The organism is Sphingobacterium sp. N143 (assembly GCF_030325625.1).
Taxonomy (GTDB): domain Bacteria; phylum Bacteroidota; class Bacteroidia; order Sphingobacteriales; family Sphingobacteriaceae; genus Sphingobacterium.
The window spans coordinates 79,015-91,720 of record NZ_JACAIS010000006.1; the positions used below are offsets into that span (position 1 = coordinate 79,015).

13 protein-coding genes are annotated in these 12,706 nt (G+C 40.5%); 2 read left to right on the forward strand and 11 right to left on the reverse strand.

Annotated features, from left to right (window positions below):
• Positions 1-40 precede the first annotated feature (40 nt).
• The 4 genes from greA to HX021_RS12850 form a co-directional block, all read right to left on the reverse strand.
• Positions 41-514, reverse strand: coding sequence for a transcription elongation factor GreA (gene greA, locus HX021_RS12835; RefSeq protein WP_286590777.1), 474 nt, complete (start codon positions 512-514; stop codon positions 41-43).
• A 225-nt stretch (positions 515-739) separates the two neighbouring features.
• A complete protein-coding gene (locus HX021_RS12840; RefSeq protein ID WP_286590778.1) occupies positions 740-1,438 on the reverse strand; it encodes a response regulator transcription factor in 699 nt (232 codons plus the stop codon).
• A 102-nt stretch (positions 1,439-1,540) separates the two neighbouring features.
• The gene (locus tag HX021_RS12845) at positions 1,541-3,199 is read right to left on the reverse strand and encodes a sensor histidine kinase (RefSeq protein ID WP_286590779.1); all 1,659 of its coding nucleotides are present in this window, start codon (positions 3,197-3,199) and stop codon (positions 1,541-1,543) included.
• Between the two features lie 9 nt (positions 3,200-3,208).
• Positions 3,209-5,053: an alpha/beta hydrolase family protein gene (locus HX021_RS12850; RefSeq protein ID WP_286590780.1), complete on the reverse strand. Its 1,845-nt coding sequence runs from the start codon at positions 5,051-5,053 to the stop codon at positions 3,209-3,211.
• Between the two features lie 181 nt (positions 5,054-5,234).
• Between HX021_RS12850 and HX021_RS12855 the strand changes: the two genes are divergently transcribed.
• Positions 5,235-5,525 carry a DUF4286 family protein gene (locus HX021_RS12855; protein ID WP_286590782.1) on the forward strand — a complete coding sequence of 97 codons (291 nt, stop codon included), beginning with the start codon at positions 5,235-5,237 and terminating at the stop codon, positions 5,523-5,525.
• A gap of 24 nt (positions 5,526-5,549) precedes the next feature.
• Here HX021_RS12855 and HX021_RS12860 read toward each other — a convergent pair whose 3' ends face one another.
• From HX021_RS12860 to HX021_RS12885, 6 genes are all read right to left on the reverse strand, one after another.
• The gene (locus tag HX021_RS12860) at positions 5,550-5,948 is read right to left on the reverse strand and encodes a DUF983 domain-containing protein (protein WP_286590783.1); all 399 of its coding nucleotides are present in this window, start codon (positions 5,946-5,948) and stop codon (positions 5,550-5,552) included.
• 23 nt (positions 5,949-5,971) lie between these two features.
• On the reverse strand, positions 5,972-6,241 hold the full coding sequence (locus tag HX021_RS12865; RefSeq protein WP_286590784.1) for a CAMCR motif-containing small membrane protein: 270 nt from the start codon (positions 6,239-6,241) through the stop codon (positions 5,972-5,974).
• A 27-nt stretch (positions 6,242-6,268) separates the two neighbouring features.
• Entirely contained in the window at positions 6,269-6,970 is a 702-nt protein-coding gene (locus HX021_RS12870; protein ID WP_286590785.1) for an RluA family pseudouridine synthase, read from the reverse strand.
• A gap of 110 nt (positions 6,971-7,080) precedes the next feature.
• Positions 7,081-8,085 (reverse strand): MlaD family protein, encoded by a 1,005-nt coding sequence (locus tag HX021_RS12875; protein WP_286590786.1) that lies wholly within the window; start codon positions 8,083-8,085, stop codon positions 7,081-7,083.
• A gap of 5 nt (positions 8,086-8,090) precedes the next feature.
• Complete coding sequence (locus HX021_RS12880; RefSeq protein WP_286590787.1) at positions 8,091-8,864, reverse strand: ABC transporter ATP-binding protein; 774 nt, start codon at positions 8,862-8,864, stop codon at positions 8,091-8,093.
• Positions 8,865-8,870: 6 nt separating this feature from the next.
• Positions 8,871-9,629 (reverse strand): MlaE family ABC transporter permease, encoded by a 759-nt coding sequence (locus tag HX021_RS12885; RefSeq protein WP_209579062.1) that lies wholly within the window; start codon positions 9,627-9,629, stop codon positions 8,871-8,873.
• Positions 9,630-9,885: 256 nt separating this feature from the next.
• Here HX021_RS12885 and HX021_RS12890 point away from each other — a divergent pair, with 256 nt between their 5' ends.
• Positions 9,886-11,331 carry a DUF6600 domain-containing protein gene (locus tag HX021_RS12890; RefSeq protein ID WP_286590789.1) on the forward strand — a complete coding sequence of 482 codons (1,446 nt, stop codon included), beginning with the start codon at positions 9,886-9,888 and terminating at the stop codon, positions 11,329-11,331.
• A 122-nt stretch (positions 11,332-11,453) separates the two neighbouring features.
• Here the strand turns inward: HX021_RS12890 and HX021_RS12895 are convergent, their stop codons facing one another.
• Positions 11,454-12,473, reverse strand: a complete 1,020-nt coding sequence (locus tag HX021_RS12895; RefSeq protein WP_286590790.1) for an IS110 family RNA-guided transposase — start codon at positions 12,471-12,473, stop codon at positions 11,454-11,456.
• Positions 12,474-12,706: the final 233 nt, after the last annotated feature.

A 12,706-nucleotide genomic window follows, 5' to 3' on the forward strand; every position in this document is an offset into this window, starting at 1 on the left:
GGATGTGCGGTTATGGCATACCGCACATAACCGACATATATTATCTTGAAACCTCTACGATTTCAAACTCAATCTTACCTGCAGGCACATCGATCACAGCAGTATCGCCTTTCGATTTTCCCAATAACCCCTGTGCAATAGGCGATTTAACCGAAATCTTACCCGATTTCAAATCAGCTTCTGATTCAGCAACCAATTGATAGGTCATCTCCGCCCCATTCTTTTTATTCTTGATCTTCACAATAGATAAGGCCAAGACTTTTGATGTATCCAGTTTTGACTCGTCAATCAAACGTGCTGTAGCCAACGTATTTTCCAGATTGGCTATTTTAGCTTCATGAAGCCCTTGCGCTTCCTTCGCTGCATCATACTCTGCATTTTCCGATAAATCACCTTTGTCCCGAGCCTCTGCAATAGCATTGGCAATTTTAGACCTTCCTTCCGTCTTCAGATAAGCTAATTCCTCTTTAAGCTTACGCAATCCTTCTTCCGTAAAATAAGTTACTTCTGCCATAATTTTATCTTTTTTCTTATTTTCTACATTTTAAAAAAGAAACAAGACCATATTACCCTCGTCGGGTAACATGGTCTTGCTTTGAATCTATACGAAGATAATAATTGTTTTCAACAAAACAAATTCATCCGTATAAAATTTGTCCCGTAATGTCCATATGACATATCCAGGTCGATATTTTCTTTCCCGCCTAGCCCCTACTGAACCTGGATATTTTTTGATCCCCTACGCTTCTTCTTCATCCACAAATTTATACCCTAATCCGCGTACCGTTTGCAGGTAATGTGGTTTATCGGGATTTGTCTCAATTTTCTTCCGTAAACGTACCACATGCATATCCAACGTTCGTGTATTCACATTTGAACTATAGCCCCATACCACTTCCATCAGTTCTTCACGCGTAATTTCCCGACCCAGATTCTGAAGAAAATGCAACAAAATCCGGTTTTCCAAAATGGTCAGCTCCACCTTCTTGCCATCACGTATCAACGAATGGATATTGGGATGATGCTCCGTCTGACCAAATTTATAAATCTCCGGACTATTTTTGGGCAAGAAAAACTTCACCTTATTATCGATCATCGCAATCAGCACATCCATATTGAATGGCTTGCTGATATAATCGGTCACACCGAAACTATACGCTTCAATTTTGTCCACATCTTGGGACTTTGCAGTCATCATGATGATGATATTTTCAAAGCCCGCCTTACGGACATCTTCACAGATTTCATTACCCTCTTTTCCCGGAAGCATCCAATCCAATAAGACCACATCTGGCCGCTTTTCTAAAATTAAATTCTCCGCTTCATTCCCATTTCCGCTTTGGATGACTTGATAGCCTTCAGATTCTAATCGATGCTTTACCAGAAAACGTAAGTTCTCATCATCTTCAATAACAGCAACAGTGATGTCTTTATTCATAAGTAAATAATTTGTCTTTTAAATGTCTTATGGAATATCCTGTTTATTTTAGCAGGTATTCATGCTTTCCAAACAGGGATATTTCATATTTAAATTTATTTTTTAAACCGGAAATACTAAGGTAAAGGTCGTGCCTTGCCCCAACTGACTTTTTACTGTAATATCGCCACCGATAAATTCAGTAATCTCTTTGCAGAATGCCAAACCCAAACCAATACTTCCTTGCTGATTATATTGACTTTTTATCCTATAAAACTTTTTGAAGATATTGTTAAACTCTGCCTTTTCAATCCCAATCCCCTCATCCCTAAACGTGATAACAAAATTCTTCTTGTTTTGTTGTATTCTAATATCCAATATTTTATGCCCTGTTTTCGAGTATTTGTAAGCATTATCAATCATATTTTGAAACACACTGCTTAACAATACCGGATCTGCGAGCATGGATGTCCTTACATCAATCCTTGTGCTAATCTTAAAGTCAACATACTTTATCCGTGAGGATGCGACCAAGTTTTCGGTAAATTCTTCCAAATCTACTTCTTCCCTGTTCAGCTTTATCGTCTTATTTTCGATCTGACTAAACGACAATAATTTGTTCATCAGATTATTCAGTCGGTCCGCCTCCTGATCGAGTATATTACCATACATCCTGCGCTCTTCATCGGAAAGCACCTGTGCACTTTTAATATTATTTCCAGCAATCTTTATAACACTCACGGGAGTTTTAAACTCATGCGTGAGATTGTTTATAAAATCATACTGCAATTTAAAAAGTCTTCCGTTAATTTCTAAATTTCTATAAATTAAATATAGAATAGCAATTAAAATAATATAAATCAAGGATATTCCGCCCAGTACAGGCCAAAAACTCCGATTTATTTCTTTGGAAAGAAAACCTTTGCTCGACCGAAAGAGCAGTTTGTAATCCGCCAATGCACCTGGCAAAGGCATTTCTGTTGAAATCTCATCATTCTCCGGTGTAATCGGTGCCCCGACCAAAGGCACAATCTCTACTTTTTCATAAAGATTGGAGTAGCTGTTTTTCACTTCCAGATACATAGGGTCAATCTGAAAATTGAACATATCCTGTTCATAGCCCACAGTATGGTCCAGGCTGCCATCCATAATGGATTTATAGGCAATCAGATCATTGATCCGCGGTATATTCAAATAAGTAATCTGCCCTGGCCTGATGGTGTAAAACACCTTTAAAATATCCTTATCGGATAATTTTGCATTTGGCTGCAGCTTATCGATGTAATTTGCCAGTTTAACACCAATATTATTGATTTCTTCAGCATGCAGGGCTATCTGCCCCCGGTCGCGAATCGTATTTTTATTCAAGCCTGAGCGAGACATCGTAAAAAAAGTAATCGTCTTCGGCTGAATCCTTAAGTTATTAACGATAAAACCATAATTTAAATTATGGTCATTGTTAAATTGAAGGTCAAAAAAACCGATTTCACGGACAAAAGGATAAGAACTCAATATGCTATATGCAAATTTACCTGCTTGTACAGAATCCAGAAAGCCTTGGTAAAATGACACTTCGGGGATTCTATTCTGAAAAAAATCATTAAAAGGAACTAAGGTCTGGTCAAAAATTTCGGACTTTCTATTGGTAAATTCGTTTTTAATATGTGATTCCGTATAACTCCGTGAAAGAAAGAGTGCAAAAATATACAATCCACTGATCACGATGAAAAACATCAGCAATAGACCATAATTTTTTCGATAGCTGTATTTCGCTGCTTTCATAATTTGCCCCTAATCTACAAGATATTTAGCCAAAAATCGCTCCAGCTCGTTATAGTAACCAAATACATTCTCGTCCTTTTTAAAAGTCCTGTCTTCATCTTCCTTCAATAAATATTGAACTGGAATATGGTTGTTCTTTAACTTTTGAACAAACTGATTCGCATCGGTTACCGAACTGAATCGGTCCTTTCCTCCCTGCACCAACAGTACGGGGATCTTGACCTTATCTGAATGGAATACGGGTGAGATATTTTTGAACAGTTCAGCCTCCCGGATAGGGTTACCTACGATCTGATACATTTTTTGCACATAGGATTTAAAATAGGGAGGAATATCCCTAAAATAGGTAAATAGATTGGTATAGCCCGAATAAGATACCGCACATTTATACAAGTCAGAATTAAAGCAGGCCGCATGAAGGGCCGAATAACCACCAAACCCCTTTCCAACAATGGCAATACGTTCACGATCAGCAATCCCTTCTTTGATCAGCCATTTCACACCATCTGTAATATCGTCCTGGATCTTGCCGCCCCACTCTTTAAAACCAGCTGTCCAAAACTTTTTACCAAATCCGGTAGATCCGCGGTAATTCATCTGGAAAACCAAATATCCCCTATTAGCCAAAAACTGTGCCTCTGTGTCAAAGCCCCATACTTCCCGTCCGTTGGGTCCATCATGAGGCAATACCACCATTGGCAGATTCTTGCGTTTTGAATGTACTGGATAGGTCAGGTACCCTGTTATCTGTACCCCATCCCTTGCTTTATAGGTCACAAACTCATTCGGCGACAATTCCTTATCCTTAAGAACGGAATTGTTATCGGCCAGTTTCGTCAGCTTTTGCGTGGTGAAATCATAAAAATAAATCCCCCCAGGGTTCACATCAGTATAGGTTTTGATGATCACTTTTTCTCCTGAAACATCCGTATTGAGCACCTGGAATTCAAATCCGCCGATTTTCTTTGACAGCTGGTCATATTTTCTTTTGATGTTCTCGTCAAAAAAATGCCGATTTTGCCTCGATGTGGTATAATTGACAAATAGCAAGCGGTTCTGCTCGGAAAAATATCCGCCCGGGTTAATATCCACCTCTTTATGGCTAAACAGCTCTCCCAGCTCCTTTTCCTTTGCCAGGTCATAACCTACAAGGGCAAGTTTATCTCGGTTGATATTTGACAAGGCATAAATCAATGTGCGCGAACCTTCTTGAAAGCCCAATGGTGTGAAACTGCTTTCAACATCACAACGGACAACTTCCTTAAATGGCTCCTTGTCAGAAGCACGGAAAAGCACCGATTGCTGAACAGAATCATTGGCAATGGCCAACCTCACCTGTCCATCATTGGAAACTATCCACGAACTCATATTCCCCGGATTTTTCAATATCAGTTCCCGCGGTCTTCCGTCCAAATAGATCCGATAAAGGTCAAAAATGGAAGAATCCCGATCATTGATACCCGCGATAAAGCTATCCCCCCCTGTAGTCACAGAGTGAACCCATCTAAATCTCGCACGGACCGGTCTGATCAGTTTTCGGATCTTTTCGGTATGGATATCCACAGCATACAAACGCAAACTGTCCTGTGTGGCTTGTTCCGTCAAAAAGGAAATGTTTGAATCGTTATTCCAGACAAAAGATTTCACATTAATCGCATTCTGATAGGTCAGTTGCTTGGAACTGTCTTGATGCAGCAGGTCAAGAAGATAAATATTTTTACAGTGGTTATCCAGTCCGATATAGGCAATAAAACGGCCATTGGGAGAAATCTTAAAATTAGATTTTTCAGGCGTTGCAAAGAACTGATTTATTGGAATAGGATCAACTTTACGTTGTTGACAGCCCAACATCATTATGGCACAAAAAAACAAGCCTGACCAAAATTGCATCCTCATATATCCCAAATACGTCCTTATCAATTATTCCAAATATTATAATTTAATACGAAATTGCATCAAATGCAACCTTATTTTTACAAGATATAGTTAATAAACGTAATATTCAAACTTAGCGTATAAAAGCGTATTTTTGTTTATGTTTTTATACAATGTATCTGTCATAGCAGAAGAAACGATCCATCAGGAGATCGTTTCATGGATTCAGGATAATATCGTGCAATCCCAAAAATTTCAAGTGCATTTCCTGGAGATGCTTCAATCACCGCATGAAGGAATGACCTATTGTATTCAGGTGGTTCTGCCTTCCGAAGAGCACATAGCGGACTTCCAACAAATACATTTGACTCCGTTGCAGCAATTTATTTCGGAAGAATACAAGGACAAAGTTTTTCTTTTTGATAGCACCATGAAATATCTAAAAAAATAAAGAGCATAAATGCTCTTTATTTTTTTATTGTTTTGAAGCCTCCTGATTCTTGTTTTCAGCTTCCAATGCAAGTTCATAGCGCGGATCATAACTGATTTTTGGGGTCAAGAAGTGCAATAATATCAAACGGGCGTATCGAAAATTAAAAGGTGAAAAGATCAGAATGGTCAAAGCCAGTCCTGCAATATACAACCAAGGAGACTCACTTCGCGTCAAAATGGCGATCGCAATCGATACGGTAACAGTCTGTGCGACCGACAGGGCATAACTGACATACATGGCGGCATAGAAATACCCGGGTTCAACCTCATATTTCACACCGCAATGTGGGCATACCTCGTTCATCTGTTGCTTGTGTAAGCTATAGACCTTTCCTTCAAACACATTTCCAACATGACATTTAGGACATTTGGAATGAATCATTGCATGAAACTTGGATGTAGGCATTACAATCTATTCATTTCGTTAACAAACTTTTTCGTGGCCGGACTCTTTTTCCGGTATTTTTTATACCATAGCAATCCAAGTCCTGCAGCAGCCAAATATGGAATTGCCAATAAAAATAAGATACCGTCATTCAAACCTTTTCCCTGTGTATTACCTTCTTTGGTACCATTCTCTGCATTCAGTGTACACATCGCGCACTGTGCATGGGAAACAGACACGGTTGAACAGCTTAAGGCAAATATGAAGAATAGATATTTAAACCATTTCATAGGGCAAAGTTACTGAAAATTTAATGATTAGCGTACCAGTGATTCGAATTTATCCCAAAAACCATCATGAGGCAGAGAAGCAACCAGCTTCATTTGTTCCTTTTTGATGGGATGTGTAAAGTGCAAAGCCCGGGAATGTAAACAAATGCTTCCTAACGAACTGCCTCTAGGATAACCATACTTATTATCACCGACAATCGGACAGCCCATTGCCGACAGCTGTGCGCGAATCTGATGTGTCCGTCCCGTAAGGGGTTCTATTCGCAATAGGTAGAAGCCATTCAGTTCACCTATCAATTCATAGTCCAGTTCAGCATAAGTACCTCCTTTAACCTCCCGTGGAAATGCTTTGGTGACCCTTGTTTGTCGGTTTCTGATCAACCAATTGATCAGCTTTCCTGCTGTTTTCCGTGGGCGTTGCCTGACGATAGCAAAGTAAGTCTTCTTCACCGAACGGTCCTGAAAAAACTTGTTCATACGTTCCAGCGCCTTGCTTGTTTTTGCAAAAAGGATCATCCCACTTACTGGTCTATCCAGACGATGGATCACACCGACAAAAGCATCATTGGGCTTATTATATTTTTTTTTCAGATAGGCTTTGACCATATCCTCCAAAGAAAGGTCTCCCGTTTCATCAACCTGCACAATATCACCGGCTCTTTTGTTTACCGCAATCAGGTGATTATCTTCATAGATAACGTCTTGATCTGTAATTTCAGCTATATTCATTTCTTCCAAACTAAAGAGAGCATTAGCCCTTCCATGTTACATGTTATTTTCTGATATTAAAAAAGGCTCTACGCAAGCGTACAGCCTTTCCTTATCTTATTCAATACCAACTACTTCAGGCTATCGGACTGCATCAATTCTGCTTTTTTAGCATCTTCTTTCTGTTTTTTCTTAAAGAAACCACGCAATAAGAAGTTATGCTGTAAAGCTTCCATATTTTCATCCAGCTTTGAGGTACTTGAATTCAGGTTATTGATCGCTGATTTAATCTGACCTGCCGAAGCGGTATCATTCAACAGCACACCGACTGCATTATCCTTATCATTTAGCCGGCTTGAAGCATTGTTCAGGTTATTGATTAATGCATTTGCTGTCTGAGAGACGCCTTGCAGCTGCGCTGCAGATTGGCGTAAATTTGAAAAAATAGCCGTATCTGTAGTCAGGTCATGGATCAACCCCGTATTGCTGTTCAATGAATTTGTCAATGCCACCAAATTGGCCGAGGCCTTATTGGCATTGTTCATTGCCGCACTGATGGACAATAAGGTTGCCCGCAAAGTGTTAACCATGGAGGTATCCGTCAACATCGCCCCGACCATTCCTTTACCATCGGCCAGACCCCGTGAGATCTCCACAAAATCAGTGGTAATTTTGGCGAGATTTTCATTGTTGACCTGCAGCGTCTCCATCATGGCTTCCATGTCAGCAGTTTTGGCAGAGCGCAAAAAATCGCCGCTTTCTACTGTTGGAGCGTTCTGTGAACCACCAGAAATAACCACAATTTTATTCCCGATCAGTCCATCAGACCCCAGCTTGGTTACCGCATCTTTACGGATATATTCTGCAGATTTCTCTTCAATAGTCAATACAACTTCAACATCCTGCACACTTTTGAAATGGATATTTTTGATAATACCAACCTTAACACCAGAAAACCAGACATTACTTCCGACTTTCAACCCCGCCACATCCGGAAATGAAGTTGTAATCTCTATATTTTTGGTAAATTTCTTTTGCTGACTGCCCAGAATAAAAATTCCGGCCAAAAGAATCAATACGCCAAAAAAAACAAAAATACCAACAATGATTGCTCTTTTATTTTCTGCCTTACTCATGTATATTATAGAATAAAATTATAATTATAAAACGCTTTTACACGCTCATCATCTGTATCAAAAATTTCTTCAAAAGATCCCTGCCGCTCAAATTTCCCATCCAGTAACATCACAATGCGGTCCCCTACTTCCTTGGCACAGGCCAGATCGTGGGTAATGATAATCGATGCTGTCTTATACCGTTCCTGGACTTCATTGATTAACGCATTGATATCCAAACAAGTGATCGGATCAAGACCTGCTGTCGGCTCGTCATACATCATAATCTCGGGCCGGAGGATTAATGTACGCGCAATACCGATCCGTTTGCGTTGCCCCCCCGACAGCTCCGACGGCATCTGGTTGATCGTCTGTGACAGCCCAACACCGTCCAACACATCTTCTACTGCCTGGTTAATCTCTGACCGCGTCAGATTCCGTTTATTCCGTACCAATGGGAATTCCAGGTTTTCACGGACCGTCATACTGTCATAAAGCGCACTATTTTGAAACGAAAAACCAATCTTCAACCGCAGCTCACGGAGCTGGCGATCATTCAAGCCTGTCACTGAATCTCCCAGGACATTGATCGTGCCCTCATCCGGTTTCAACAAACCTGAAATCAGCTTGATCAATACCGATTTTCCAGTTCCTGAACGTCCCAATACAACAAGGTTCTCCTCCTGAAATAAGTCCAGATTTACACCGCGTAGTACATGGTTATCGCCAAAGGATTTACTTACATTTCTGATCGTTATGACCGATTTCGAATGATCTATATTTAACTTAGCTTTTTCCATATACCCCTATCCAAAGAACGATAAAATCTGAACAATAATTATTTCCTCAATAAATACCAGGAACATCGAGGCCACAACGGCAGCATTCGCCGCTTTACCAACCCCTTCCGTACCTTTGGATGAAAAATAACCACAGTAACAACTGACTGCTCCAATGGTAAAGCCGAATATTACCGCACGCAATACCATGGCTCCAAGATCCTTGAAAGCGATCGTCTCAAACACTTGGGTGAAGAAGCTTAGAAAACTCAAATCATCCTTGCTCATCATGCTCAAATATCCACCCAACAGTCCAATACCCGCAACATAAAAACATAATACCGGAATTCCTATCGTTGTAGCCAAAATTCTACTCACGATCAAGTATTTATAAGGATTTGTCCCTGAAACTTCCATCGCATCGATCTGTTCCGTGACATTCATCGAACTTAATTCAGCCCCGATCTGAGACCCCACCTTTCCTGAAGCAATTAATGCGGTCACCAATGGCGCAAGAGCACGGACAATGGCAATGGAAATAAGGGAAGGCAACATCGAGGTTGCACCAAATTCTTCCAAAGAAGGACGCGACTGTTTTGTAAAAACAAATCCCACAATAAATCCAGTTAAACTGATCAAAGGCAAAGATTTATAGCCTATCTCATAACATTGACGGACGATTTCTTTGAATTCATATGGTGGAGTTACCAATTCGCGCCAAAACCGTAGTAAAAAACGATGGATGTTTGCGAATTCTAGAAAAAAAGTCTGAAGTTTTTTAGCCATTTAAAAATATGTCTATTTCAAATTAATGTGTCCCAAAACACGTCTTATGCTGAACAAACACGTAACAATTCGAGCGGTAAAGGTAAAGAAAAAATATGTATCTAAAATTGTCGTTTATGTAAAAAGATCATCAATTTGACTTTTATGTAAAAAAATCAGATTTCCAGGATACCGATTAAACCATTTTATACGTTATGCTGTCATAATAACAAAGACATGAACATAGAGTTTTTGTTACATTTAAAATATGACAGAGATGAAAAGCTTAGGTAACATAAAATATTGGGTATTGGGTTTAATAGGTGTGGCTTCTATGACAAGCTGTGCAACCTCAATGGCTCAAAGAGGTGGCTACGTTGGCTATGACAACTATAACACATATAATAATTCTGGAATCTCATTTCAGACATTCTATGATGAGCTTTCACCCTACGGGCAATGGGTAAATGATCCCAACTATGGATATGTCTGGATCCCGGATGCAGGTCCCGACTTTCAACCTTATGCCACCAATGGTTATTGGACCATGACAGACTACGGGAATACCTGGGTCTCTGATTACGACTGGGGCTGGGCTCCATTCCATTACGGCCGATGGAACTACAACGATCGTTATGGCTGGGGATGGGTTCCCGATTACGAGTGGGGACCAGCATGGGTAAACTGGCGTCAGAGCAACGATTATTATGGCTGGGCTCCCTTGGGTCCAGGTATGAGCATCAATGTTTCCGTCAATATTCCGATGAACTTCTGGACATTCGTTTCGGTCAACCATTTCATGAACCGCAACATGGACAGATATTATGTCAATCGTAGAAACTATAATAGCATTTACAATCGGACGACCATTATCAATAATACCACGATCATCAACAACAACCATTATGTTGGTGGTCCAAGAAGATCCGATATCGAACGGACTACCGGAAGAAGTGTACGTGTCAATCGCATCACCAATGCAAGTAGACCCGGTTCTTCACGCAGTAGCCGAAATAATGAGATCAGTATGTACAGACCTGCCGTAGATCGCAATACCCGCTCTTCGGCCCGTCCAAGCAATGTTGTGAACGCTTCATCCAGAACACGCAGCAACAATCGTGAGATCTCAGATCGTAATAACCGTGTTATCTCCAACCGGGATAATATCAATACCCGGTCTGGAAACCGCGAATTGTATATTGACAATAAGGGAAATGCTTCTGTCAGATCACGTAACGGTTCGAACAGCTCAGGAACAAGCACCCGTGCCAATGAAAGCAATAGCCGTACAAGAAATAACGGTACGACAAACAGAAACAATATCGATCAAAATCGCAATGGCAACCCTACCTCTACCAGTAGAACCAGGCAAGGCGGCTCCGTTGGCAGCAATGGTGTTGCCAACGGCAGAAACGCCGATTATAATTCGCGTGCACGAACCAATAGCAACAATACAGGGCAGGTCACGCAACGCAGCCGGGGGGCTGAGGCCAACAGTAGCCGGAGCCGTGCCAGCCAGCCGGCATCGCAACCAAGCCGGCCTCAAAACAGAAGCTATGAGAATACCAGAACGAGGTCCTCTGCGCCTGCTGTGCAACGCTCAAACTCCTCAAACAGAGGCAACTCTCCCTCGGTATCTCGGAGTAGGGCCACACAAAGCTCCGGTGAACGTGGTTCCAGCCGCTCCTCAGGAGGAGCAGAACGGTCCTCCCGAACAAGATAAAAAATTCGGTTATACCATATAGATTAAAGCAAAGGCGGGTAGATTAAATGATTTACCCGCCTTTTTTTCTGAAGGTTTCTGGTATTCCTCACGAACAATCCATAAATTTTCATATACTCTAATTAAATACAAGTTTTTTTTCCACTTTTTTCGGAGCTGTTTACATTTTTCTCTCTAGGATCGATACACATGTATTCGGGTGTGTATGCTGTTTTATTCTTGACCACACTATATATGGTTCGTAGTAATTTGTTCATGATGTTATTTATAATTAGATAATGAGGTTTCCCCTCCAGTTTCTTTTTTTGGTAATAGAGATTATATTCCTTATTATGTCTTACGGCCGATTTTGCTCCCATATACAATAGACATTTGAGTTCCTTGTCGGCAAAGTGGCTTGTTCTGGACTTGCCCACCATATTGCCTGAAGCATTCGGAAATGGACATACACCTGCATAGGAAGCGGCCTTGCGAGCAGTGTCTATTACTTTGAAATTCCCTGTTTTGATGATGATATCCGTTGCAATAACAGATCCTACACCTTTGACTGAAACGGATAATGTGTAATTTTCTTTCAGTTCCGAATCATTCTTAACAATGAATTCGATCTGGTTTTCAACACACATGATCTGTTCATCAAGTGCATGTAAAGCATGCTGTAAAATCTGATTAGCGCTGATGCTCTGCATAGGCATAGTTTGTCTTGCATGTGCTCCGGTCCGCAATTCCTTGCGTGCTTGAACCAATTGTGAACGAAGTGTATACAATTGCCTGAGCTCTGACATAGTTTCGCCCTGATACTTTTTGAAGCTTAACTTGTCATAGAAGCGCTCCCCATACTCCCGAAGACGACCAGCATCAATGGGATCCGATTTTCCCCGCACCAGACCCAGACTGTGTTTTACTGTATAGCCTGGGACTAATGCGATATCAATACCATATTGTCCGCATAAAAATACAAGAAGATCTCCGTAACTGCCTGTATTCTCCGCACAGAGGATAGCTTCCGAAGGAACTCCCGACAAGAATTCTGATATACCTGATAAGCTATTTTTCACAGTTCTTAAATTAATTTTTCCGTTTACATCAAAGAAATTTACATCAAATTTGTCCTTTGATAAATCTATTCCATATACTTGCATAAACTTTTTGTTTATGCTCCTTATTGAGTGGCTAACATCGTGATAATGGGTTCTGCCCTAAATACTCTCTGGCTTTAACTCAATGAATCTGCTGTCCTTAATATGAAAAATAGGTTTTACCTTTGTTAATTTTAAAGTTAATGCAGCAGATGGAGCTTTTTTATCCAAGATAGTACTTCACGATCTTTTTTATTGCTTATTTATTTCTCAAGTACAAACTAACGAAGTACAAA